General features: G+C 55.1%; 22 protein-coding genes. 4 read left to right on the top strand and 18 right to left on the bottom strand.

From position 1 onward, the window contains the following. Position 1 precedes the first annotated feature (1 nt). Positions 2-361, bottom strand: a complete 360-nt coding sequence (gene hinT, locus SK50_RS11050) for a purine nucleoside phosphoramidase (protein WP_006809243.1) — start codon at positions 359-361, stop codon at positions 2-4. Positions 362-714: 353 nt separating this feature from the next. Between hinT and fhuE the strand changes: the two genes are divergently transcribed. Beyond that, positions 715-2904 (top strand): ferric-rhodotorulic acid/ferric-coprogen receptor FhuE, encoded by a 2190-nt coding sequence (fhuE, locus tag SK50_RS11045; protein WP_048229407.1) that lies wholly within the window; start codon positions 715-717, stop codon positions 2902-2904. A 141-nt stretch (positions 2905-3045) separates the two neighbouring features. Here the strand turns inward: fhuE and ptsG are convergent, their stop codons facing one another. The 14 genes from ptsG to yceD all read right to left on the bottom strand — a co-directional run bounded on the left by ptsG (position 3046) and on the right by yceD (position 15372). Beyond that, the gene (gene ptsG / locus SK50_RS11040; protein WP_003857942.1) at positions 3046-4479 is read right to left on the bottom strand and encodes a PTS glucose transporter subunit IIBC; all 1434 of its coding nucleotides are present in this window, start codon (positions 4477-4479) and stop codon (positions 3046-3048) included. Between the two features lie 297 nt (positions 4480-4776). After that, a complete protein-coding gene (locus SK50_RS11035) occupies positions 4777-5571 on the bottom strand; it encodes a metal-dependent hydrolase (RefSeq protein ID WP_017384720.1) in 795 nt (264 codons plus the stop codon). Between the two features lie 10 nt (positions 5572-5581). Continuing rightward, positions 5582-6586 (bottom strand): DNA polymerase III subunit delta', encoded by a 1005-nt coding sequence (gene holB / locus SK50_RS11030; protein ID WP_017384721.1) that lies wholly within the window; start codon positions 6584-6586, stop codon positions 5582-5584. Then, positions 6583-7224: a dTMP kinase gene (gene tmk, locus SK50_RS11025; RefSeq protein ID WP_015570821.1), complete on the bottom strand. Its 642-nt coding sequence runs from the start codon at positions 7222-7224 to the stop codon at positions 6583-6585. Before tmk ends, holB begins: the two co-directional genes overlap by 4 nt. Next, complete coding sequence (gene yceG, locus SK50_RS11020) at positions 7214-8236, bottom strand: cell division protein YceG (RefSeq protein ID WP_017693636.1); 1023 nt, start codon at positions 8234-8236, stop codon at positions 7214-7216. Before yceG ends, tmk begins: the two co-directional genes overlap by 11 nt. A gap of 2 nt (positions 8237-8238) precedes the next feature. Beyond that, positions 8239-9048 carry an aminodeoxychorismate lyase gene (gene pabC / locus SK50_RS11015; protein ID WP_015570822.1) on the bottom strand — a complete coding sequence of 270 codons (810 nt, stop codon included), beginning with the start codon at positions 9046-9048 and terminating at the stop codon, positions 8239-8241. A 120-nt stretch (positions 9049-9168) separates the two neighbouring features. Further along, positions 9169-10410, bottom strand: coding sequence for a beta-ketoacyl-ACP synthase II (fabF, locus tag SK50_RS11010; protein WP_017693637.1), 1242 nt, complete (start codon positions 10408-10410; stop codon positions 9169-9171). 91 nt (positions 10411-10501) lie between these two features. After that, the gene (acpP, locus tag SK50_RS11005; RefSeq protein WP_003857954.1) at positions 10502-10738 is read right to left on the bottom strand and encodes an acyl carrier protein; all 237 of its coding nucleotides are present in this window, start codon (positions 10736-10738) and stop codon (positions 10502-10504) included. 154 nt (positions 10739-10892) lie between these two features. Then, entirely contained in the window at positions 10893-11627 is a 735-nt protein-coding gene (gene fabG / locus SK50_RS11000; protein WP_003857956.1) for a 3-oxoacyl-ACP reductase FabG, read from the bottom strand. Positions 11628-11639: 12 nt separating this feature from the next. Next, positions 11640-12569 carry an ACP S-malonyltransferase gene (gene fabD, locus SK50_RS10995; RefSeq protein WP_015570824.1) on the bottom strand — a complete coding sequence of 310 codons (930 nt, stop codon included), beginning with the start codon at positions 12567-12569 and terminating at the stop codon, positions 11640-11642. 15 nt (positions 12570-12584) lie between these two features. Continuing rightward, complete coding sequence (locus tag SK50_RS10990) at positions 12585-13538, bottom strand: beta-ketoacyl-ACP synthase III (RefSeq protein WP_003857960.1); 954 nt, start codon at positions 13536-13538, stop codon at positions 12585-12587. A gap of 6 nt (positions 13539-13544) precedes the next feature. After that, entirely contained in the window at positions 13545-14579 is a 1035-nt protein-coding gene (plsX, locus tag SK50_RS10985) for a phosphate acyltransferase PlsX (RefSeq protein ID WP_219810776.1), read from the bottom strand. Positions 14580-14660: 81 nt separating this feature from the next. Continuing rightward, entirely contained in the window at positions 14661-14834 is a 174-nt protein-coding gene (gene rpmF, locus SK50_RS10980) for a 50S ribosomal protein L32 (protein WP_003857964.1), read from the bottom strand. Positions 14835-14850: 16 nt separating this feature from the next. After that, positions 14851-15372: a 23S rRNA accumulation protein YceD gene (gene yceD, locus SK50_RS10975; protein WP_003857966.1), complete on the bottom strand. Its 522-nt coding sequence runs from the start codon at positions 15370-15372 to the stop codon at positions 14851-14853. Between the two features lie 140 nt (positions 15373-15512). Here yceD and SK50_RS10970 point away from each other — a divergent pair, with 140 nt between their 5' ends. Then, on the top strand, positions 15513-16097 hold the full coding sequence (locus SK50_RS10970; protein WP_017693639.1) for a Maf family protein: 585 nt from the start codon (positions 15513-15515) through the stop codon (positions 16095-16097). A gap of 77 nt (positions 16098-16174) precedes the next feature. Here SK50_RS10970 and rluC read toward each other — a convergent pair whose 3' ends face one another. Further along, positions 16175-17122, bottom strand: a complete 948-nt coding sequence (rluC, locus tag SK50_RS10965) for a 23S rRNA pseudouridine(955/2504/2580) synthase RluC (RefSeq protein WP_003857970.1) — start codon at positions 17120-17122, stop codon at positions 16175-16177. A gap of 570 nt (positions 17123-17692) precedes the next feature. Between rluC and rne the strand changes: the two genes are divergently transcribed. Next, positions 17693-20809 carry a ribonuclease E gene (rne, locus tag SK50_RS10960; RefSeq protein WP_045344104.1) on the top strand — a complete coding sequence of 1039 codons (3117 nt, stop codon included), beginning with the start codon at positions 17693-17695 and terminating at the stop codon, positions 20807-20809. 40 nt (positions 20810-20849) lie between these two features. On the opposite strand, the gene SK50_RS10955 is transcribed toward rne, so the two are convergent. Next, entirely contained in the window at positions 20850-21803 is a 954-nt protein-coding gene (locus SK50_RS10955; protein ID WP_048229404.1) for a LysR family transcriptional regulator, read from the bottom strand. A 94-nt stretch (positions 21804-21897) separates the two neighbouring features. Between SK50_RS10955 and SK50_RS10950 the strand changes: the two genes are divergently transcribed. Continuing rightward, entirely contained in the window at positions 21898-23109 is a 1212-nt protein-coding gene (locus SK50_RS10950) for an MFS transporter (RefSeq protein WP_017693642.1), read from the top strand. Positions 23110-23184: 75 nt separating this feature from the next. On the opposite strand, the gene flgL is transcribed toward SK50_RS10950, so the two are convergent. Further along, positions 23185-24138, bottom strand: a complete 954-nt coding sequence (gene flgL / locus SK50_RS10945; RefSeq protein ID WP_017693643.1) for a flagellar hook-associated protein FlgL — start codon at positions 24136-24138, stop codon at positions 23185-23187. Between the last annotated feature and the right edge of the window lie 2 nt (positions 24139-24140).

The following is a 24140-nucleotide window of genomic DNA, read 5'->3' as shown; positions in this document are numbered from 1 at the left end:
ATTAAAGACCTTTATGTGCCAGCATCGGTCCCAGTGGACGTCCACCCAGCAGATGCATATGAATATGATAGACTTCCTGGCCGCCATGGCGATTACAGTTCATGATCAGACGGTATCCGTCTTCAGCAATCCCTTCCTGCTCTGCGATTTTCGCGGCCACCGTAAGCATACGGCCCAGCGCCACTTCATGCTCGGTTTTAACGTCATTGACGGTCGGGATCAGAATATTGGGAATAATAAGGATGTGCGTCGGCGCCTGGGGAGAAATGTCGCGGAAAGCCGTGACCAGTTCATCCTGATAGACAATATCCGACGGAATTTCTCGGCGGATAATTTTACTGAAAATCGTTTCTTCAGCCATGACCTTTTCCTTTTAAGTTTAATCTGGCGTCGTGCGTCCGTTGTTAACACACATTGTCTGATTTACTGCGTGACACAAGACAAGAGTATGAGCGAGTTTCTCCTGTCCTTTCAACCTTCTCCCGTGATTTCTTTCCTGATTGTCCGCCATCTGGCTGAAGAGGCATCGCTTTAGGACATTTCTTTTCTGAAACCTTATTTCAGTTCATCCCGAAACATCTGTTTACAGCGTTAATCACAATGCGTATATTTCGCATTTGCATTTTCATGAGCATTTTTAACATAGAAAACGACGTCAGCCCGTGCTAGCGGGACTGTCGCGAATTACCTTCACCATTCACTAAGGGTTTGATGATGTCTTTCATTAATCACACCAGGGATGGGCAACATCAGCCTGCCGCAACACCTTCGTTGCTGGCCGCCTGCATTGCTATGGCATTGACGCCAACCGCCGCTTTCGCTGCTTCAACCACCGAAGATACCGTCGTCGTAGACGGGGGTTTTGACAACACACAGGATCTTTCTGCCAGCCAGGATCAGGATTACAGCGTAAAAACCACCACCACCGGCACCAAACTGTTGCTGGTTCCCCGCGACATCCCACAGTCCGTCAGCGTTATCAGCCAGCAACGTATGGCTGACCAGAATCTGCAATCCATCGGACAGGTGCTGACGAATACCACGGGCATTACGGCCCAGGTGCAGGACAGCGACCGTACCGTGTTTTACTCACGCGGCTTTTTCGTCAGCAACTACGCCTATGACGACCTGCCAACCTCCATCAGTGAAGTGTGGAACTTTGGTGATACCGCCGCGGATACCGCGATTTATGACCGCATCGAAGTGGTTCGCGGCGCCACCGGCCTGATGTCCGGCACGGGCAACCCGGCGGCGTACGTTAATATGGTGCGTAAGCACGCGGACAGCCCGGAATTTAAAGGTAACGTCTCCGCCAGTTACGGCAGCTGGGACAAGCAGCGCTACGTGCTGGATCTCCAGGCGCCGCTGGTAGAGTCAGGTAAGGTACGGGGCCGTCTGATTACGGGTTATCAGGACAACGACAGCTTCTTGGATAACTACCACTACCGGAAGAAATTCCTCTACGGTGTGATGGACGCGGATGTCACCGACAGCACCACCCTCTCGGTAGGGTATGAGTATCAGGAAAGCCATACCGCCGACCCAACCTGGGGCGGGCTGCCGACCTGGTACAGCGACGGAAGTAAGACCCACTACAATCGCAGCCAGACTGTCGCACCTGACTGGGCTTATTCAGATAAAGACAGCACCCGCATCTTCGCTAACCTGACTCAGCGTTTCGATAATGGCTGGGAAGCGCACATCAACGGTATGCACGCTGAAACCAACTTCGACTCCAAACTGATGTATATGTCCGGCTATCCGGATAAAGAGACCGGTGCGGGCCTGGTGGGTTACGGAGGCTGGAACCGTGGGGAACGTAAACAGGATGCGGTTGACGCCTTCCTGCGCGGCGGCTTCGATCTCTTTGGCCGTCAGCACGAAATGATGTTCGGCGGCAGCTTCAGCCGTCAGCGTAACCATTACGACAACTCCATGCCGGATGCGGTATACGGCATGGTTGATGTCGGCAACTTTAAGAACTGGAACGGGAACATCGCCGATCCCCAGTGGACGCCGTGGAAACTCTACAGCAAGGATGATATTCGCCAGTCTTCAGCCTATTCGTCGGCTCGTTTCTCGCTGGCCGATCCGCTGCACCTGATCCTGGGCGCGCGCTACACCCAATATAACATTCGTTATAACCCGGCAGGATCGCCGAATACCCGTCTGGAAAGCACCAAAGATGATGTCACGCCGTACGCCGGCCTGGTGTATGACATCAATGAGGACTGGTCGACCTACGTCAGCTATACCTCTATCTTCCAGCCGCAGGATAAGCGCGATGCCAGCGGACGTTATCTTGACCCTACCACGGGTAAAAGCTACGAAGCCGGGGTGAAGGCGGACTGGTTTAATACCCGCCTCACCACCTCGCTGGCGATTTTCCGCATTGAGCAGGATAACGTCGCCAGCAACACCTATACCTACATGCCGAGCGGTGAGTCGATCTATGAATCGCTGGACGGGGTGGTCAGCAAAGGGGTCGAGTTCGAGCTCAATGGTGCCCTGACCGATAACTGGCAGCTGACCTTCGGCGCGACGCGTTACATCGCAGAAGATAAGAATGGCAACGCCGTCAGCTCCGATCAGCCGCGCACAACCATGAAGCTCTTCACCCGCTATCAGTTGCCAATGCTGCCGGAACTGACCGTGGGCGGTGGCGTAAACTGGCAGAACAAAGTGTGGACGGACGTGGAAGGCGGCCCGGCAGGACGTTCCCGCGCGGAGCAAGGCAGCTATGGGCTGGTGAACCTGTTCAGCCGTTATCAGGTCACCAAAGATTTTGCGGTGCAGGCTAACGTCAACAACCTGTTCGACAAAGAGTATTACGATTACGTCGGCTCTTATGTAGTGTATGGCGCGCCGCTGAACGTCTCGGTGAGCGCGAGCTACGATTTCTGAGTGACAGAAGCCCGGTGGCGCTGCGCTTACCGGGCCTACCCATCACGTAGGCCCGGTAAGGTGCCGCCGCCACCCGGCACCACAAGCCGCAGTAATAAAAAAGGCAGCCATTCGGCTGCCTTAGTCTCCCCAGGTCACAGCTTAGTTGTTGCGGATGTACTCATCCATTTCGGTTTTCAGGTTATCGGATTTCGTACCGAAGATTGCCTGAACACCAGAACCTGCAACAACGACGCCCGCTGCGCCCAGTTTTTTCAGACCCGGCTGGTCTACTTTCGCAACGTCGGCAACGCTCACACGCAGACGAGTGATACACGCGTCCAGGTTAGTGATGTTCTCTTTACCACCGAAGGCAGCTACCAGAGCAGGCGCCATTTCGCTGGTCGCACCGGCTTTGCTGTCTTCCGTTGCATCTTCACGACCCGGCGTTTTCAGGTCCAGTGCTTTGATCAGCACGCGGAAGACGGTGTAGTACACCACTGCGTAGCCCGCACCCACAATTGGGAACAGCCACAGCTTGCTGCTGTTACCGGACAGAACGATGAAGTCGATCAGACCGTGAGAGAAGGACGTACCGTCACGCATACCCAGCAGGATACAGATTGGGAATGCCAGACCTGCCAGTACCGCGTGGATGATGTACAGGATCGGCGCAACGAACATGAAGGAGAACTCGATCGGCTCGGTGATACCGGTCAGGAACGAGGTCAGCGCTGCGGAGATCATGATACCGCCCACTTTTGCACGGTTCTCTGGTTTAGCAGAGTGCCAGATCGCAATTGCGGCGGCCGGCAGACCGTACATTTTGAACAGGAAGCCACCAGACAGTTTACCTGCCGTTGGGTCACCCGCCATGTAGCGTGGGATGTCGCCGTGGAACACCTGGCCTGCTGCGTTGGTGTATTCACCAATCTGCATCTGGAATGGAACGTTCCAGATGTGGTGCAGACCAAATGGTACCAGGCAGCGCTCAATGAAGCCGTAGATACCGAACGCCACAACCGGGTTCTGGTAAGCCGCCCACTGAGAGAAGGTCTGGATTGCTGTACCGATTGGTGGCCAGATGAAAGACAGAACCACACCGGTGAAAATCGCGGCCAGACCAGAAATGATCGGCACAAAACGTTTACCCGCGAAGAAGCCCAGATACTCAGGCAGCTTGATGCGATAGAAGCGGTTAAACATATACGCTGCAATCGCACCGGAGATGATACCACCGAGAACACCGGTGTCCGCCAGATGCTTAGCGGCAATCTCTTCAGCAGGTAAGTGCAGTACCAGCGGCGCAACCACAGCCATGGTTTTCACCATGATGCCGTAAGCAACAACGGACGCCAGCGCGGATACACCGTCGTTATTGGTGAAGCCCAGAGCAACACCGATAGCGAAGATCAGCGGCATGTTAGCAAAAACAGAACCGCCTGCTTCGGCCATCACGTGGGAAACTACGGCTGGCAGCCAGCTGAAGTTTGCAGAACCGACACCCAGCAGGATACCTGCGATAGGCAGTACGGATACTGGCAGCATCAGCGATTTACCGACCTTTTGCAGGTTAGCAAATGCATTCTTAAACATAATTGAGAGTGCTCCTGAGTATTTGTGCTTTTTTTACGTTTTCACGCATTGGCCCGGGGGGAGTACCGCGCCGTGGACAGGACATCTAAGCGCCCTTTATTTATTACACAGAGTAAAATAATTCCCTCTGAGTTTGTTTGACGGCTATCACGTTTCAGTTCAAGACGGCCAAAAAACTTGCAGATATTTACATAAAGCATGTCTGGATGTGTCTAAAAACGCCATCACCGCCCCAAATGAGGCGGTGAACTTTACTCGTTTTACTTATTAATTACGAGCCTAAAAATAACAGGCGTATCAGACAGATTGCAGGTGGGCGGGGTCGATATGGAACAGACTGGCGAAGTTTTCCGTTGTCACGCGAGCCAGCTCTTCAATACTGACACCTTTCAGAACGGCCATATACTCAGCGACATCCCGGGTCATCGCTGGCTGATTTTCTTTGCCGCGATGAGGCACCGGTGCCAGGTACGGGGAATCGGTTTCCACCAGAATACGATCCAGCGGAACATATCGCGCCGCATCACGCAGTTGCTCAGCATTCCGGAACGTTACAATCCCCGAGAACGAGATATAAAAGCCTAAATCAAGCAGCTTACCCGCCGTTTCTCTGTCTTCAGTGAAACAGTGTAGTACGCCACCGCAATCCGTCACCTTTTCTTCCCGCAGGATCGCCAGCGTGTCGGCGCGCGCATCGCGGGTATGAACGATAACAGGCTTATTCAGTTCACGGCCAATACGGATGTGGTTGCGGAAGGATTCCTGCTGGCGAGGTTTCGTTTCCGGGGTGTAGAAATAGTCGAGACCGGTCTCGCCCATCGCCACTACGCCCTCTTCTGCGGCAAGACGGCGTAAATCCTCAACGTCGTACGCTTCATCCTGATTCAGCGGATGCACGCCGCAGGAGAAGACGACATTATCGCGCTCGCCTACCAGTTCACGCATGGCGCGGTAACCCGGCAACGTGGTCGCCACGGCCAGGCAAAATTTCACATCGCGCGCGGCGGCTTTCGCCAGCACGTCGTCCACATTTTTATGCAGGGACTGATAATCCAGGCCATCGAGATGGCAGTGTGAGTCGACTAAAAACATAATGTCTCTCTCAGAGGTGGGAAACCGGCGGTATGACGCCTGGTTGCAGGTAGTGTTCGATACGCAGTAACTGGTCGGTCAGTAAAAGCTCGCGATTGAGACCGGTTACCGTCAAAAGTTGTTCACGACTCTGGCAGATATCATGAAGGATAGCGTGCAGCGACTGCCCTGACAGGCGATTCGCCAGCGTGGTGACCAGCGCCCACACGTCAGGGTTAGTCAGAAGCGTCGCCCCCTGCTGGATTTTGAGCGCATCCAGCAGCAGCGCGGCCAGCCAGTGCAGCCGTTCCGGTGCCTGATCGCTGTTCAGCGCTGGCAGCACGCTAAGCCAGTCATGGCTGTCGAGGGCTGATTCAACCGCACGACATAGCGTTTCACGCTGGGACCACACTTCCGGCTGCAATAAGGCCAGCGCAGCCGCAGGCGCACCGCTGCACAGGCGCAACGCCGAGCGCGCCGCATCTTGTGACACCGTCACTTCTCGCTCAAGCCAGGCGAGCGCCCAGGATTCCTGAGGGACAGCGAGGTGGTGAAGAAGGCAGCGACTGCGCAGCGTCGCCAGCAAGCGTTCCGGCTCGCGGCAGGAGAGGAAAAACCAGGTATTCTCTGGCGGCTCTTCCAGGGTTTTTAACAGGGCGTTGGCTGCGGCTTCCGTGAGTAGCGCGGCGTCATTCAGCCACACCACTTTCGCCCCCCCCAGACGCGCATATTCGTACAGTTTCTCACTGACCTCACGCACCGCGTCGATACCGAGCGTATTTTTGCCCTTCTCGGGTTCGAGGGTGTAATAGTCAGGATGCGTGCCCGCCTGCATGAGCTGGCAACCCCGGCATTTACCGCAGCTTTTATGTCCTTCCGGCTGTTGGCACATCAGAAAGCGGGTGATGGCGTAAATCAACGCATCATCACCCATTCCCGGCAGCGCCTGGATCAGTAACGCATGATGCCCCCGACCAACCTGATAGCTGCCGATCAGCTGTTCAAAGTGTGGGCGCAACCATGGATACCATTTCATGCCTGCTGCTCCTGTAGCCACTGCGTAACGGTCTGCTGAATATCACGCGTAACGTCTTCAAGGGATTGCGTCGCATCGATGGTACGAATGGTCTTGTCCTGCCCGGCCAGTTCCAGATAACGCGCACGGGTGCGGTTAAAGAAATCAAAAGACTCCTGTTCAATGCGGTCCAGTTCGCCGCGGGCACGGGCGCGCTTCAGGCCCACCTCAGGAGTTACGTCCAGATACAGCGTCAGGTCAGGACGGAAATCGCCCAGAACCGCGTCGCGAAGCGTAGCCAGCATGGCCTGATCGATACCCCGGCCCCCGCCCTGATACGCCTGGGTTGAGAGATCGTGGCGATCGCCAATCACCCATTTCCCTTCTGCCAGAGCGGGTTTGATCACCGTCTCCACCAGCTGAACGCGCGCAGCATAGAACATCAGCACTTCCGCTTTGTCGGTAATAACTTCATCGCCAACGGATTTGATATCCAGAACCAGGCTGCGCAGTTTTTCCGCCAGCTGCGTACCGCCCGGCTCGCGGGTAAAGACCATGTCGGCAACGCCAAGCGACGTAAGCGTATCCACCACCACGTTACGGGCAGTTGTTTTGCCCGCCCCTTCGAGTCCCTCAATGACAATGTATTTACTGCGCATTTTTTTCCTTAAGTGCCTTCAGATAGTCCTGAACGGAGCGATTGTGGCTGGCCAGGTTGGTATTAAACGTATGCCCCCCTTTTCCGTCAGCCACAAAATAGAGATACGGCGTTTTGGCCGGGTGCGCGGCGGCCTTCAACGATGCTTCACTCGGCGTCGCGATCGGTCCAGGCGGCAGGCCGCTAATCACGTAGGTATTATACGCCGTTGGCGTCTCCAGATCTTTTCTGGAAATCCTGCCGTTGTAGTTTTCGCCCATGCCGTAGATGACGGTAGGATCGGTTTGCAAACGCATGCCGATGCTCAGACGGTTAATAAACACCGAGGCAACCTGGTCACGTTCGGCAGCAACGGCCGTCTCTTTCTCGATGATCGAGGCCATCGTCATGAACTGGTTTTGATCTTTATAAGGCAGGCCCTCTGCTCGCCCTTTCCAGGCAGCGTCTACCGCCGCGACCATTTTGTTGTGCGCGCGCTTCAGAATGGCCACATCCGTCGTGCCTGCCGTATACATCCACGTATCGGGCCAGAACCAGCCTTCCACCCACTCGGGATGTTCGAATTTTAAGGCGTCTGCCACGGTCTGGTAGCGGTCATCTTTCAGCGTATGCTTAATGTATGGCGCGTCCCGCAGCTGCCTGAGGTAATCGCTCAGACGCATACCTTCCACAAAACGCAGCGGGAACTGGGCTTCTTTACCACTCTCCAGCAGTTGCAGCATCTCGCGCACGGTCATGCCAGGGGTAAAGCGATAGGTGCCGGCCTTGAAATGGGACAGGTCCGGTTCAATACGCAGCAGCCACTGGAATACGCGTGGGCGATTGATAATTTTGTCGTCATACAGCTGCTGACCAAGCGCCTGCCGCCCGGTACCCGCTTTCAGGGTAAAAATCGTCTCGTCTTTAATCAGGATCTGACTCTCCGCCAGCTGACGGACTTTCCACACTCCCGCTCCGCCAGCGATACCGAACGCAACGATAAGAAGGAGGACAAAGCGTAACATTTTCTTCATGACTACCTGGTTTGCTCACATAACGGGGCCAGAAACTGGAACAGCTCGCGGGATGACCAGCATTTGCGGCCATAAGCGCGAACGGGGACAACGGGCATCAGCGCATTGCAGATAACAACTTCATCGGCAGACAGCAGCGCCTCTTCCTTAGCGTTGACTTCGACAACGCGAAAGCCTGCACGTGCCAGCTGGTGCATACAAAACTGCCGCATAATGCCGTTGACGCCGGCCTGCTCCAGCGAAGGCGTGAACACATCACAGCCCTTCCGCCAGAGTAAATTAGCCGCACAGCATTCCGTAATGTACCCTTCGCTGTCAAGAACCAGCGCCTCCCCGGCCTCCGTCTGCTCAAGATGAGTACGAATAAGCACCTGTTCAAGGCGGTTGAGATGTTTTATACCAGCGAGCATCGGGTTTCGCCCCAGACGTACCGGACTTAGCGCCAGGGCTACGCCCTCTTCACGCCAGTGCGCATAATGGGAAGGATAATCTGAAACGGAAAGGACCCGCGTAGGATGCAGACAGGCAGAACCGCTATAGCCCCGGCCACCGCTCCCGCGGCTAATAATGACTTTCAGGACGCCGCTTGCTTTATCTGACGCCAGCCGACGCATTTCACTTTCAAGAATGTCCCACTGCGAGAAGGGGATCAGTAATGCTTCGCAGGCTTTTTGTAAACGAAGGATATGGGCCCCGAGCAGACACACGCCACCGTCGAGAATACGCGCAGTCGTGAAACAGCCATCGCCAAACTGGGTCGCCCTGTCGCTGGCTGGCAGCGTTTCTTGCTCAAGGCCATTAATCAAAAACATGGTGGCTCCTTATGCGTGGAGGCTCAGTCTGGCAGGATGTGAGCAGCCGGACAAGGGGATTTCACCTAATAAAAAAGGCCCGGCAAGCGGACCTTTTTTATCGTCAGCGACTAACCAGACTCAGACCTTTTTGAAGATCAGAGAGCCGTTAGTCCCACCGAAGCCGAAGGAGTTACACAGGGTATACTCCATACCGCTAACCTGGCGCGCTTCGTGAGGAACGAAGTCCAGATCGCAACCTTCATCCGGATAATCCAGGTTGATGGTTGGCGGTACAGCCTGATCGCGCAGCGCGAGAATAGAGTAGATTGACTCTACTGCCCCCGCAGCACCCAGCAGGTGACCGGTCATGGATTTCGTGGAGCTTACCATTACGCGGCCGGCAGATTCGCCGAAGATAGACTTAACAGCCTGCGCTTCTGCTTTATCGCCCGCAGGGGTAGACGTCCCATGGGCGTTAACGTAGCCAATCTGTGCTGGCGTAATGCCCGCATCGCGGATGGCGTTTTCCATCGCCAGCGCAGCGCCTGCGCCGTTCTCTGGAGGAGACGTCATGTGATAAGCATCGCTGCTCATGCCAAAGCCAACAACTTCAGCATAAATTTTCGCGCCACGTTTTTTCGCGTGTTCGTACTCTTCCAGTACGATCATGCCTGCACCGTCACCCAGCACGAAACCATCACGGTCTTTATCCCACGGACGGCTCGCCGCCTGAGGATTATCGTTTCGGGTAGAGAGCGCACGCGCTGCACCGAAGCCACCGACGCCCAGCGGGGTACTGGCTTTTTCAGCGCCGCCCGCAACCATAGCATCTGCATCGCCGTACGCAATGATACGCGCGGCCTGGCCGATGTTATGCACGCCAGACGTACAGGCTGTCGCGATTGAGATGCTTGGGCCACGCAGGCCGAACATAATGGTCAGGTGACCTGCCACCATGTTGACAATCGTAGACGGAACGAAGAACGGGCTGATTTTACGCGGGCCGCCATTCATCAGAGATGTATGGTTTTCTTCAATCAGACCCAGACCGCCAATCCCGGAGCCGATAGCGGCGCCGATACGGGTCGCGTTCTCTTCCGTAATCTCAAGGCCAGAATCCTGCATGGCCTGAACGCCAGCGACAATTCCATATTGAATGAAGGCATCCATCTTGCGCTGTTCTTTGCGCGAGATGATCTCTTCACAGTTAAAATCCTTTACTAAGCCAGCAAATTTCGTTGCATAGGCGCTAGTATCGAAATGGTCGATTAGGCTGATGCCGCTCTGACCGGCAAGGAGAGCTTTCCAGGTGGACTCTACGGTATTGCCGACAGGAGACAACATGCCAAGTCCGGTCACAACTACACGACGCTTAGACACGCTTGTCCTCCAGGGAGGGATAAAAAAAGAGATTCGTGGGACAACAAAAGATAAAACTCAGGCGGTCGAATGACCGCCTGGAGATGTTCACTTACGCCTGGTGACCGTTGATGTAATCAATGGCAGCCTGAACGGTGGTGATTTTCTCAGCTTCTTCGTCCGGAATCTCAGTATCAAACTCTTCTTCCAGAGCCATTACCAGCTCAACGGTGTCAAGAGAATCTGCGCCCAGGTCTTCAACAAAGGAAGCGGAGTTCACAACTTCTTCCTGCTTAACGCCCAGCTGTTCGCCGATAATTTTCTTAACGCGTTCTTCGATAGTGCTCATACTCTTAAATTTCCTATCAAAACTCGCTTTCGCGATGGTTTTCGTAGTGTATAAAATGTTGAAAAATTTGCAACTAAATCCCGGCAGGTCTTACCACGATTTTACGTTATTTTGAGGCCATTTGCCCAAATAACGCAAATATTTTCGATCGTGATTAAACCATGTACATCCCGCCGTTGACGTGGAGGGTTTCACCAGTGATGTAACCCGCTTCGTCAGAGGCTAAAAATGCAACCGCGCTGGCGATTTCTTTAGGGTCGCCAAGACGACCCGCCGGAACTGCCGCCAGCGTACCCGCACGCTGCTCATCAGTCAGCGCACGCGTCATGTCCGTTTCAATAAAGCCCGGAGCAACAACGTTTACAGTAATTCCGCGGGACGCGACTTCACGCGCCAGCGACTTACTGAAACCGATCAGACCTGCTTTCGCCGCAGCGTAGTTAGCCTGACCAGCATTTCCCATGGTACCAACCACAGAACCTACAGTGATAATACGACCATGACGCTTTTTCATCATAGCGCGCATTACCGCTTTTGACAGACGGAATACAGATGACAGGTTGGTTTCGATAATATCGTTCCACTCGTCGTCTTTCATTCGCATCAGCAGGTTGTCGCGAGTGATCCCGGCATTATTGACCAGAATATCCACTTCGCCAAACTCTGCGCGAATATTTTCCAGAACAGATTCGATAGATGCTGGTTCAGTCACATTCAGTACCAGACCTTTACCGTTCGCACCCAGATAGTCGCTGATGGCCTGTGCGCCATTCTCACTGGTCGCAGTCCCGATCACCGTCGCGCCGCGCGCAACCAGTGTTTCAGCAATAGCGCGCCCAATACCGCGGCTTGCGCCGGTCACCAGGGCAATTTTTCCTTCAAAACTCATGGTATTCCTCTTTTATTGCGAGAGTGCCGCTTTCATGGCTTCCGGCTCGTTAATCGCCGAGGCAGTCAGGGTGTCTACAATACGTTTTGTCAGACCGGTAAGTACCTTACCTGGACCAACTTCATACAGATGTTCAACGCCCTGAGACGCCATAAATTCAACGGTTTTAGTCCACTGAACCGGGCTGTAGAGCTGGCGAACCAGCGCGTTACGGATAGCCTCCGGCGCGGTTTCGCACTGCACATCGACGTTATTCACAACGGAAATCGTCGGTGCGTTAAAGGTCATTTTTTCCAGCTCAACCGCCAGCTTATCGGCAGCGGGCTTCATCAGCGCGCAGTGAGACGGTACGCTCACCGGCAGGGGCAGTGCACGTTTTGCGCCCGCAGCTTTACAGGCAGCACCTGCACGCTCAACCGCTTCTTTATGACCCGCGATAACCACCTGGCCTGGCGAGTTAAAGTTTACCGGAGAAACGACCTGACCTTCAGCAGATTCTTCACAGGCTTTAGCGATAGACGCATCATCCAGACCGATGATGGCAGACATGCCGCCCGTGCCCTCTGGCACCGCTTCCTGCATGAATTTACCACGCAATTCAACCAGGCGTACCGCGTCAGCGAAGGCAATCACCCCTGCGCAGACCAGCGCAGAGTATTCACCCAGGCTATGACCCGCCATCAGCGTCGGCGCTTTGCCGCCCTGCTGCTGCCATACGCGCCACAATGCGACGGAGGCTGCCAGCAGTGCCGGTTGAGTCTGCCAGGTTTTGTTCAGCTCTTCAGCGGGGCCCTGTTGGGTCAGCGCCCACAGATCATAACCCAGCGCGTCAGAGGCTTCACGGAAAGTCTCTTCAATAACCGGATAGTTTGCTGCCATTTCAGACAACATCCCGACAGTTTGCGAGCCCTGTCCCGGGAACACAAAAGCAAATTGCGTCATTTTTTAATCCTTATCCTAGAAACGAACCAGCGCGGAACCCCAGGTGAACCCGCCACCAAAGGCTTCAAGCAAGACCAGTTGGCCCCGTTTGATTCGTCCATCGCGTACCGCTTCGTCAAATGCGCACGGTACCGATGCCGCAGAGGTGTTGCCGTGGCGATCAAGCGTCACCACAACGTTATCCATAGACATGCCCAGCTTCTTCGCCGTCGCGCTGATGATACGCAGGTTCGCCTGATGCGGTACCAGCCAGTCGAGTGCGGCGCGGTCCAGATTGTTCGCTTCCAGCGTCTCATCAACGATGTGAGCCAGTTCAGTCACGGCCACTTTAAACACTTCGTTACCTGCCATTGTCAGGTAAATCGAACTGTCCGGATTAACGCGATCGGCGTTAGGCAGCGTTAACAGCTCGCCGTAGCGGCCATCGGCATGCAGGTGCGTGGAGATGATGCCCGGCTCTTCGGACTGCCCCAGCAGCACCGCGCCCGCGCCATCGCCAAAAATAATGATCGTGCCGCGATCGGTCGGATCGCAGGTACGCGCCAGCACATCAGCGCCGATCACCAGCGCATATTTTACGGCGCCCGATTTTACATACTGATCGGCGATGCTCAGCGCATAGGTGAAACCCGCGCACGCTGCTGCAACATCAAATGCCGGGCAGCCTTTGATGCCGAGCATGTTCTGCACCTGGCACGCTGCGCTTGGGAAGGCATGCGTGGCAGAGGTTGTCGCCACCACAATAAGCCCGATCTGTTCTTTATCAATGCCAGCCATCTCAAGCGCTCGCTGAGCGGCTTCGTAGCCCATGGTGGACACAGTTTCGTCTGGCGCGGCGATACGACGTTCACGGATACCTGTGCGCGTGACAATCCACTCGTCAGACGTATCTACCATTTTTTCAAGATCGGCGTTGGTACGCACTTGTTTTGGCAGGTAGCTGCCGGTACCTAAAATCTTCGTATACATGTACGCTCAGTCACTTTTAGCTAATACAGATCCCAGGCGAGCGGCAATCCTCTGAGGGACTTGACGCTGCACCGCCTGCACTGCCTGTTCAATCGCGACGGTAAATGCTCGCTGATTGGCGGCGCCATGACTCTTAATCACGATGCCGCGCAATCCTAACAGACAGGCGCCATTATACTGGTCGGGGTTGAGGTGACTGAATCGCCGCGTCAGGCTTTTTTGTAACCAACGCTTTAATAAAATCAGCCACCAGGACCTTTTTTTACCTTCTCCCTGCGATTTCAGCAGAGAAAGGAACATTCGTACGACCCCTTCCATGGTCTTCAACGTCACGTTTCCGGTGAAGCCATCACACACTAATACATCCGTTTTGCCCGTCAGCAACTCATTGGCTTCGAGATAACCAATATAGTTGATGGAGGGGACCTGTTTGAGTATTTCCGCAGCGTCGCGGATACTGTCCAGGCCTTTAGCCTCTTCTTCACCAATATTCAGTAAAGCAACGCGGGGATTGTTAATCCCGACCACGTCTTCAGCCAGCACCGACCCCATAACGGCAAACTGAGCAAGCATTGTACTATCACAATCCACGTTAGCGCCCAGATCCAGCACCACCGTTTTGCCCTTCTGCTGATGCGGTAATACCGTCACCAGCGCCGGACGCTCAATGCCCTCAATCGGCTTGAGCAATAATTTCGACAGCCCCATCAGCGCGCCAGTATTTCCCGCGCTGACGCAAGCCTGCGCTCGCCCTTCTTTCACCAGCTCCAGCGCCATTCGCATAGAGCTGCCACGGCTATTACGAATAGCCTGCGATGGCCGGGCATCACTGGCAATAACTGACTGCGCAGGAATAATCTGCAGACGCGAACGTTGTTCAAAGTCAGCTTTTGCAAGTAATGGCGTGATTGTGTCGGGATTACCGACTAAAAGAAGTGTGAGTTGCGAATTAGAATTCAGTGCCTGCAATGCTGCAGGCACTGTCACGGTAGGGCCAAAATCTCCCCCCATGACATCTAACGCCAGGGTTAGACGTGTCAAGGTATCGTCGCAGCCTGGTTCGGTAAACTCCCCGTTTGCACGGGGAAGTTCCTCACTAAGCCTAATCACGCTGACGCGTGATTACTTAGTGATAACCTTGCGGCCGCGGTAGAAACCGTCAGCGGTGATGTGGTGACGCAGGTGCTTCTCACCAGAAGTCTTGTCTACAGACAGGCTGGTAACTGCGGTCAGCGCGTCATGGGAACGACGCATGCCACGTTTGGAACGGGTTGGTTTATTCTGTTGTACGGCCATGGACCTTACTCCTCAATTACTTACGCTTTAAGCTGGCTAATACGGCAAATGGGTTTGGTTTTTGCGCTTCATCAGGCAGTTCCCCAAAGACCATGTCCGCCTCGGACACTTCACAGTGTTCAGAATCATGCACCGGAACGACTGGCAGGGAGAGGATGACTTCATCTTCAACCAGCGCCAGAAGATCGATTTCACCGAATTCGTTAACCTCAATCGGCTCATACGCTTCCGGGAGTGCTTCAGCCTGTTCGTCAGAACGAACCGGACTAAAACAATACGTTGTGTGAACATGCTGTACAAACGGTTTCCCGCAACGCTGACATTCGAGCGTTACCGTCACCTTTGCATCACCGGTTAACACGGCGAGACGCTGGTTGTCGATAGCGAACGACATGGAGCATTCTACATCACTGTCCACACTGACTACAGATTCGGCAATACGCTCAGCCTGATCGGAAGAATAGATTCCTTCGTAATCGAGGCGTTTTTGAGCCGTACGAACCGGATCAAGAGTCAGGGGTAATTTTACCTTTTGCATAGGGCGCGCATATTAACTTTGTAACGTCATAGAGTCAAAGAAAAAGGCAACCAGAGCTGCCTTTTGCCAATTATTCGCACACATTGCGGCCTGTAGTTTAAAATGGCTGGCATCGATACGCTATATCTGGTGATAAAAATATGCCAAATCTCGTCCTTGCTTCCACTTCACCTTATCGCCGAATGCTGCTGGAAAAGCTCGGGATCCCGTTTGAATGCGCTGCGCCGGAGGTGGATGAAACGCCACAGCCGGGCGAGTCACCGCGTCATCTGGTGACCCGTCTCGCGAAAGAGAAAGCACAGTCGCTGGCCGTACGTTACCCCGCACATCTGATTATAGGCTCCGATCAGGTTTGTGTGCTGGACGGCGAAATCACCGGCAAACCGCATACGGAAGAAAACGCCTGCCAGCAGCTGTTGCGTGCGCGAGGCGGTATCGTGACCTTTTATACCGGCCTGGCGCTTTATAATTCGGCTTCCGGTCATCTGCAAACCGAGTGCGAGCCGTTTGATGTGCACTTCCGTCATCTTAGCGAGCAGGAGATTATGGATTATGTGCGTCGGGAACGTCCGCTAAACTGTGCAGGGAGCTTTAAAAGTGAAGGACTAGGGATTGCGTTGTTCGACAAGCTCGATGGCCGCGATCCCAACACGCTGGTGGGGTTGCCGCTGATTGCACTGTGCCAGATGTTAAGGCGAGAAGAGTGTAATCCGCTGACGATGTGACCGTTGCGGCCTGATGCTCACAGGGAGAGGGAGAAAAACATGTTGGCCGGGTAAGCGCAGCGCCACCCGGCACAAAATCAGCCGCGCAGAACTTTCAGACAGCGTTTGAGCTGCTCATCCAGCGGCGCTTCAATACGGATAACTTCGCCGGTATTAGGATGGGTAAATTTCAGCGCTGCCGCGTGCAGGAACAGACGCGACAGCCCTGTTCCCGCCAGCTGCTTATCAAATTCGCGATCGCCATAGCGGTCATCAAACGCAATCGGATGGCCCGCAAACTGGGTATGGACGCGAATCTGGTGGGTACGCCCCGTCACCGGACTACAGCGCACCAGCGTGGCGAATTCGTAGCGCTCTTCAACTTTAAAGCGCGTCTCAGACGGTTTCCCTTCCTGATTAACACGAACAATGCGCTCGCCGCTTTGCAGAATATTTTTCAGCAGCGGCGCCTGCACCACTTTCACGTGGGACTGCCACTGGCCGCGAACCAGCGCCAGGTAATCTTTCTGCATCCCTTTTTCACGAAGTTGCTCGTGCAAAGAACGCAGCGCAGAACGTTTTTTCGCCACCAGCAGCACGCCAGAGGTATCGCGGTCAAGACGGTGAACCAGTTCGAGGAAACGCGCTTCCGGGCGCAGCGCGCGTAACCCTTCAATCACGCCGAAGCTCAGACCACTCCCCCCGTGTACCGCCGTTCCGGACGGTTTATTCAGCACCAGAATGTGGTCGTCCTCATAAAGGATAACGTCGCTCAGGGCCGCGACTTTTTGCAGCTTCGGAGAAACGACCTCTTCTTCACGCTCTGCAACACGTACCGGTGGGATCCGGACTTCATCGCCCGCCTCGAGCTTATACTCTGGCTTCACGCGTTTTTTGTTCACCCGCACCTCGCCCTTACGCAAGATGCGATAAATCATACTTTTTGGCACGCCCTTCAACTGGGTGCGCAAAAAATTATCGATACGTTGCCCCGCCTCGTCGTCGGCGATGGCAACCATTTTTACGGCTGGAGTCTCTGTTTTCATGGTTGGCGATTCTAAATAGCGTCAGACATTAGCGCCACTCATTTTTCTATGCTTATATTTACTTTTATCCGGACCACTCCCCTTTCGCGCAATCGATTTGGTGGTTATTAAACCAATCACCCCGTTGAAGTGAAGAAACTGTGAGTAACCGGGTGATAATTGGTAAAAGTCATCTTGCTATAACCCGGCGAGCAGTGGAATAATGAATCCGTTTTCCGCGTTAAATCCGGGTTTTGTAAGGATGTCGACGGAATGACCAATTTTGTCTGACCGATCATCCACGCAGCAATGGCGTAAGACGTATTGATCTTTCAGGCAGTTAGCGGGCTGCGGGTTGCAGTACTTCCCGGTATAAGGATTGTTCTCTGGAGAGTTTTCCCAGGCAATTCCCCTGATAATTGCGCTGTGTTTCCGTATGAAACACAGGCAACCGACACTCTGCGCCTCTTAAGCGAGCGACAACCGTGAGGTTGGCGACGTGAATAGACACGAGGCCATCGGTTCATACCCCGGAAAGCGTCACCTTGCCCGCAGCTTTGTCGTCAATGTAAGAATAACGAGTAAGTTACGATGAAAAGAATGTTAATCAACGCAACTCAGCAAGAAGAGTTGCGTGTCGCCCTTGTGGATGGGCAGCGCCTGTACGATCTGGATATCGAAAGTCCTGGACACGAACAGAAAAAAGCGAACATTTACAAAGGCAAAATCACCCGCATTGAACCAAGCCTTGAAGCTGCATTTGTCGATTACGGTGCTGAGCGTCACGGTTTCCTTCCTCTCAAAGAAATCGCCCGCGAATATTTTCCTGCAAACTACAACTCCCATGGCCGTCCGAACATTAAAGATGTTCTGCGTGAAGGTCAGGAAGTTATCGTCCAGATCGATAAAGAAGAGCGTGGCAACAAAGGTGCCGCACTGACCACCTTTATCAGCCTGGCAGGAAGCTATCTGGTATTGATGCCAAACAACCCGCGTGCGGGTGGCATCTCTCGCCGTATCGAAGGCGATGACCGTACCGAGCTGAAAGAAGCGCTGGCAAGTCTCGAGCTGCCAGACGGCATGGGCCTTATCGTGCGCACCGCAGGCGTCGGCAAATCTGCCGAAGCGTTGCAGTGGGACCTGAGCTTCCGTCTGAAGCACTGGGAAGCCATCAAGAAAGCGGCTGAGAGCCGTCCTGCTCCGTTCCTGATCCACCAGGAAAGCAACGTTATTGTGCGTGCCTTCCGTGATTATCTACGTCAGGACATCGGTGAAATTCTTATTGATAACCCGAAAGTGCTTGAGCTGGCTCGCCAGCACATCGCCGCACTGGGTCGCCCGGATTTCACCAGCAAAATTAAACTGTACACCGGTGAAATCCCGCTGTTCAGCCACTATCAGATTGAATCCCAGATCGAGTCTGCCTTCCAGCGTGAAGTGCGTCTGCCGTCCGGCGGTTCTATCGTAATTGATACCACCGAAGCGCTGACCGCTATCGACATCAACTCCGCGCGTGCAACCCGTGGCGGCGACATCGAAGAGACCGCCTTCAACACCAACCTTGAAGCCGCTGATGAAATCGCCCGCCAGCTCCGCCTGCGCGACCTGGGTGGTCTGATTGTTATCGACTTCATCGACATGACCCCGGTTCGCCACCAGCGTGCGGTTGAAAACCGTCTGCGTGAAGCGGTGCGCCAGGATCGCGCACGTATCCAGATTAGCCATATCTCGCGCTTCGGCCTGCTGGAAATGTCCCGTCAGCGTCTGAGCCCGTCACTCGGCGAGTCCAGCCATCACGTCTGCCCGCGCTGTTCCGGTACGGGTACCGTGCGTGACAATGAATCGCTCTCCCTCTCTATTCTGCGTCTGATTGAAGAAGAAGCGCTGAAAGAGAACACCAAAGAGGTTCACGCCATCGTTCCGGTGCCGATTGCCTCCTACCTGCTGAACGAAAAACGTGCAGCGGTAAGCGCAATCGAAGCGCGTCAGGGCGGTGTTCGCTGCATCATCGTGCCAAACGACGAGATGCAAACCCCGCACTATCACGTGCTGCGCGTGCGTAAAGGCGAAGAGACAAGCACCCTCAGCTACCTGCTACCGAAGCTGCATGAAGAAGAAATGGCGCTGCCATCGGATGAAGAGCCTGCCGAGCGTAAACTGCCTGAGCAGCCTGCATTAGCAACCTTCATCATGCCGGAAGCCCCGCCGGAAGCGACGCTGGAAAAACCAGCGGCAAAACCTGCCGTGCAAAAGGCGGCCCCTGCCGCGCCAAAAGCGCAGCCTGAGCAGCCGGGTCTCCTCAGCCGCATCTTCGGCGCGTTGAAAAAAATGTTTGCTGGCGAAGAAGTTCATCCTGAGCAGCCGAAAGAAGCGCCAAAAGAAGCGAAGCCAGAGCGTCAGCAGGACCGTCGTAAGCGTCAGAACAATCGTCGCGATCGTAATGACCGCAACGACCGTAGCGATCGTAACGAGCGCCGTGATAATCGTTCCGAGAACAACGAAGGTCGTGAACAACGCGAGGACAACCGTCGCAACCGTCGCGAGAAGCAACAGCAGAACGTTGAAGATCGTGAGATTCGCCAGCAGGCGGGCGATGAGTCCGAGAAGAGCAAACAGCGTGACGAGCAGCAACCTCGCCGCGAGCGTAACCGTCGTCGTAACGACGAGAAACGCCAGGCCCAGCAGGAAGTCAAAAACCTGAACCGCGAAGCGCCTGTTGAACAGCAGGACACGGAGCAGGAAGAGCGTACTCAGGTTATGCCGCGTCGTAAGCAGCGTCAGCTGACCCAGAAAGTACGTGTGGGTGCTGTTCAGACGGAAGAAAACGACATTATCGCGGTTGAAACAGCAGAAAGCACAACGGGTACCCAGGTTGCAAAAGTTGACCTGCCAGCCGTAGTGGAAAATCAGGTTGAGCAGGACGAAAGCAGCGAAAACCGTGACAACGCAGGTATGCCGCGTCGCTCCCGTCGTTCTCCGCGTCACCTGCGCGTGAGCGGCCAGCGTCGTCGTCGCTACCGTGACGAGCGTTACCCGACTCAGTCGCCAATGCCGCTGACCGTGGCGTGCGCGTCACCTGAGATGGCATCCGGTAAAGTCTGGATCCGTTATCCGGTTGCTCGCCCGGAGCAGGCTGTTGAAGAACAGGCTGTGACCGAAGAGGTGATTGCACCGGTAGCAGCGGTGGAAGACGTCGTGACTGAAGCGGCAACCGTGGTTGAACCGCAGGTTGTTGACACGGCGGCACCGCAGGCTGTGGAAGTGGAAACGACCCATCCTGAAGTGATTGCTGCGCCGGTTGATGCCGCCCCGCAGATCATTGCCGAAGAAGATACCGTGGTGGCTGAAGAAGTCGCGGAGGAAGCTGAGCCGGTCTCCGCAGCAGAAGAACCCGCAGACGTTACCGTCGAAACGGTGACGGAAGAGGTTGTTCAGGACGTCGAGATTCAGGTTGAGCCTGTTGTCGAAGAGGTCAAAGAGGCTGAAGTGAAATCCGAGCCGGTTGAGGTCGTTGCCGCTCCAGCGCCTGCTCACGTTGCTACCGCGCCGATGACTCGCGCCCCGGCACCTGAGTATGTACCTGAAGCGCCACGCCATAGCGACTGGGTTCGTCCGGCATTCAACTTCGAAGGCAAAGGTGCTGCCGGTGGTCACAGTGCAACGCACATGGCTACTGCGCCAGCGACCCGTCCTCAGCCTGTTGAATAACGCACGCTAAGACTGAAAGCCGACCTTCGGGTCGGCTTTTTTATGGCTGTTGCAGGGGCTTTCTCATTCCGGTGACCTCCGGCATTATCTGCCGCATCAGCTCCAGAAAACGCCGCAAGCGCGCCGGATAATAACGAGACCAGGGGTAAACCAGATGTACCGGTAACGCTGCCGGCTGCCACTCTGGCAGTAGATGCACCAGTCGTCCTTCCTGAATATCATCCTGTACTGTCCAGCTGGATACCACCGCCACGCCCAGCCCGGTGAGTGCCGTATTGCGCGCCACATACAGGCTGTCGGTACTCAGGCGTGGCGTAATGGTAACCCGCGCCGGGGCAGATGATGCATCGAGGAAAAGCTCCACATGACGTTGATAAAAAGAGCTGATGGCAATCCAGGGAAGCTGCTGCAAATCTTCCGGCGTTTTAACCGCGGGATAACGGGCCAGTAATTCCGGTGAAGCCACCACCGAGCGCGGCACGTCAGCCAGCAGCACGGACACGGTTGCCGGATCGACTTCCACACCCACCCGAATAGCACAGTCAAGGTTGTCGCCGAGGAAATCAACCGAGCGATCGTTGAGCATCCACTCAACAGAAAGCTGGGGATAGCGCTGTAAAAATTCGGTTAACGGTTTCAGAAGCTGATCCTGGCCAAACGCGTGCGGGGCGCGCACCCTCAGCACCCCAACCGGTTCATCTTCCGTCTGCCCTACCTCGTCTTCCAGCGCCAGCCAGCTGTCAATCACCCGTCGGGCATGCTGATAGCAGCGTTCGCCGTCATCGGTCAGCCGGGTCGTATGGGTTGTGCGCAGCATCAGGCGTACTCCCAGCATGGTCTCAAGCGACTGCAACCGTCGGCTCACCGTGGCCTGGGTTGTTGCCAGCTGACGTGCCGCCGCAGAAAGAGACCCCGCCTCCACAATGCGAACAAACGTTCGCATCAGTTCTACCCGATCTATACGCTCAGACCTTTTCATACCATTTTTACCCATACGCCGCACGTATAAGCGTTTTACCACCGCGCCCGCTACCGTCGCAAGGCGTACTGATAAAAAATAGCCGCACACAACGAATGAGGAACATCTTATGAACACAACCACCACCCGGGCCGTAAGCCGCTGGGTAATCTTAATGCTGGCGCTCGGTGCGGGCTTTAGCGTGGCATCCATCTATTATGCCCAGCCTCTGCTGCCGCTGATGGGCTCAGACCTGCATCTGAGCATCGAAGGCATGGGCATGGTCCCGACGCTCACCCAGGCGGGTTATGCCCTGGGCATCCTGTTTCTGCTCCCGCTCGGCGATCGTCATGACCGCAGAACGCTGATCCTGATAAAAAGTGCGGCCCTGGCGCTGTTCCTGCTGGGTTGTAGCCTGACCGGACAACTGCACTCCCTGCTGCTCACCAGCCTGCTGATTGGCATGGCCGCCACCATGGCGCAGGATATTGTCCCGGCCGCAGCGATCCTCGCGCCGGAAGGTAAACAGGGAAAAACGGTCGGCACGGTGATGACCGGCCTGCTGCTGGGGATTTTGCTCTCCAGAACCGTCAGCGGCGTGGTCGGTGAAGCCTTTGGCTGGCGGGTGATGTATCAGCTGGCTGCTGCAAGCATTGCCTTTGTCGGCGTGGTGATGTGGGCCGTACTCCCACGTTTTGCTATTCACTCCACGCTGAGCTATCCCGCGCTGATGCGTTCCATGGAGCACCTGTGGCGTCGTTACCCGGCACTGCGTCGCGCGGCGCTGGCTCAGGGTTTTCTGTCGATTGCCTTTAGCGCATTCTGGTCAACGCTGGCGGTCATGCTGCTGGAACGGTATCACCTTGGCAGCGCCGTAGCGGGTGGATTTGGTATTGCCGGAGCCGCTGGTGCGCTGGCTGCACCGCTGGCAGGGGGTCTGGCAGATAAGCTGGGCGCCGGTAAAGTGACCCAGCTGGGTGCCGCGCTGGTGACCCTCTCGTTTGCCCTGATGTTCCTGATGCCGGCACTGGGTGTACACGGTCAGTTGATCCTGATTGCCCTCTCAGCGGTCGGTTTCGATCTCGGCTTGCAGTCCAGCCTCGTGGCCCACCAGAACCTGGTCTACAGCCTTGAGCCGCAGGCCCGCGGACGCCTGAACGCCCTGCTGTTTACCGTCATTTTCATCGGAATGGCGCTGGGTTCGGCATTAGGCAGCAATATCTATACGCTGGCAGGCTGGTCTGGCGTGGTGGCTCTGGCAACCCTGTGTGGTGCCATTGCGCTGGCTATCAGAGTGATTGAAAGCGCCCGGGTGCTGTCCGCACAGGCAGAAAGTGTGTAAAAAAAATGCCCAACCCGGACGGGTTGGGCAGTCAAAACATGCCCAGTTTCAAGACATGTCAAACAGGTCAGAGTCTTATTTGTTCATCTGGAACAAAGACATACCCTGCATATCGCTAAAGGCTTTATACGAGGCCTGCAACGCCGCCTGCTGCATGGTGTAGGACGAAATCACCGAGTTCCAGTCCACGTCAACCAGGTTACTCATCTGCTGCGTCTGACCCAGCGCGCGGTCTTCACCCAGAGCGTCCAGCTTGCCCAGCTCATCCAGCTTGATGCCGAGGTCGGCGCGCACGGTCAGCACGTTGTTGAGGGAGTTGCTCAGGCCACGGTTGGCTTTATCAATAGCCGCCGTAAACGCCTCGGCTTTCGTTTCATCCTCCCCAATCGGCGTATTCAGCGCTTCAATTGCGGAGTCGAGGATCTTGAACAAATTCGTTTCCGGCGCACTACCATCTGGCTCTGGCTTGGCATTGCTGGTGAAGCTATCGAAAACTTCAGTGCCCGTATGGCTAATTTGCATCGTGCGCGCGGAGTCAACCTGCTGGCTGATTGGCGTTCCGCCGCCCTTATAATCACCCGTAGTCTGGTCGAAAGCCGCCGCTTCGGTCTTGTAACCGGAAAAAATATAGCGACCGTTACCGTCCGTGCTGTTAGCCAGGTTCATGAGCTGATCGCGAATACCTTGCAGGTTTGTGGCCAGCGAAGCGCGGTCATCGTCACTTAACGTACCGTTGCCCGCATTGACAATCTTTTCCTGAGCAGCCTGGATGGCGGTTGTCACTTGCGATAACACGTTCTCTTCCAGCGAGACTTTCGTCGTAGCGAAAGAACGTGCCAGCGCATACTGGCTGTTTTGCGTTTGAGCCTGAGAGAGCACAACGGCCTGCGAGGCGGCAATCGGATCGTCAGACGGACGGTTGATACGCTTCCCCGTAGACATCTGCTCGCCGTAGCTGAGCCAGAGACTTTGGGAGTTCGTCACGCCGCGCATGCTTTGCTCATACATCATTTGAGTACTAATACGCATTT

The sequence above is a fragment of the Enterobacter sp. BWH64 genome (genome assembly GCF_001037645.1).
Lineage (GTDB): Bacteria > Pseudomonadota > Gammaproteobacteria > Enterobacterales > Enterobacteriaceae > Enterobacter > Enterobacter hormaechei_C.
Note: the sequence above shows the minus strand (reverse complement) of the source record. Positions and strands in the feature narration are given on the sequence as shown.

What these genes read in the sequence shown, in the direction of transcription:
- hinT (WP_006809243.1), bottom strand. Translation starts at nt 361, where the DNA reads ATGGCTGAAGAAACGATTTTCAGTAAAATTATCCGCCGAGAAATTCCG.
- fhuE (WP_048229407.1), top strand. Translation starts at nt 715, where the DNA reads ATGTCTTTCATTAATCACACCAGGGATGGGCAACATCAGCCTGCCGCA.
- ptsG (WP_003857942.1), bottom strand. Translation starts at nt 4,479, where the DNA reads ATGTTTAAGAATGCATTTGCTAACCTGCAAAAGGTCGGTAAATCGCTG.
- SK50_RS11035 (WP_017384720.1), bottom strand. Translation starts at nt 5,571, where the DNA reads ATGTTTTTAGTCGACTCACACTGCCATCTCGATGGCCTGGATTATCAG.
- holB (WP_017384721.1), bottom strand. Translation starts at nt 6,586, where the DNA reads ATGAAATGGTATCCATGGTTGCGCCCACACTTTGAACAGCTGATCGGC.
- tmk (WP_015570821.1), bottom strand. Translation starts at nt 7,224, where the DNA reads ATGCGCAGTAAATACATTGTCATTGAGGGACTCGAAGGGGCGGGCAAA.
- yceG (WP_017693636.1), bottom strand. Translation starts at nt 8,236, where the DNA reads ATGAAGAAAATGTTACGCTTTGTCCTCCTTCTTATCGTTGCGTTCGGT.
- pabC (WP_015570822.1), bottom strand. Translation starts at nt 9,048, where the DNA reads ATGTTTTTGATTAATGGCCTTGAGCAAGAAACGCTGCCAGCCAGCGAC.
- acpP (WP_003857954.1), bottom strand. Translation starts at nt 10,738, where the DNA reads ATGAGCACTATCGAAGAACGCGTTAAGAAAATTATCGGCGAACAGCTG.
- fabG (WP_003857956.1), bottom strand. Translation starts at nt 11,627, where the DNA reads ATGAGTTTTGAAGGAAAAATTGCCCTGGTGACCGGCGCAAGCCGCGGT.
- fabD (WP_015570824.1), bottom strand. Translation starts at nt 12,569, where the DNA reads ATGACGCAATTTGCTTTTGTGTTCCCGGGACAGGGCTCGCAAACTGTC.
- SK50_RS10990 (WP_003857960.1), bottom strand. Translation starts at nt 13,538, where the DNA reads ATGTATACGAAGATTTTAGGTACCGGCAGCTACCTGCCAAAACAAGTG.
- rpmF (WP_003857964.1), bottom strand. Translation starts at nt 14,834, where the DNA reads ATGGCCGTACAACAGAATAAACCAACCCGTTCCAAACGTGGCATGCGT.
- yceD (WP_003857966.1), bottom strand. Translation starts at nt 15,372, where the DNA reads ATGCAAAAGGTAAAATTACCCCTGACTCTTGATCCGGTTCGTACGGCT.
- SK50_RS10970 (WP_017693639.1), top strand. Translation starts at nt 15,513, where the DNA reads ATGCCAAATCTCGTCCTTGCTTCCACTTCACCTTATCGCCGAATGCTG.
- rluC (WP_003857970.1), bottom strand. Translation starts at nt 17,122, where the DNA reads ATGAAAACAGAGACTCCAGCCGTAAAAATGGTTGCCATCGCCGACGAC.
- rne (WP_045344104.1), top strand. Translation starts at nt 17,693, where the DNA reads ATGAAAAGAATGTTAATCAACGCAACTCAGCAAGAAGAGTTGCGTGTC.
- SK50_RS10955 (WP_048229404.1), bottom strand. Translation starts at nt 21,803, where the DNA reads ATGGGTAAAAATGGTATGAAAAGGTCTGAGCGTATAGATCGGGTAGAA.
- SK50_RS10950 (WP_017693642.1), top strand. Translation starts at nt 21,898, where the DNA reads ATGAACACAACCACCACCCGGGCCGTAAGCCGCTGGGTAATCTTAATG.
- flgL (WP_017693643.1), bottom strand. Translation starts at nt 24,138, where the DNA reads ATGCGTATTAGTACTCAAATGATGTATGAGCAAAGCATGCGCGGCGTG.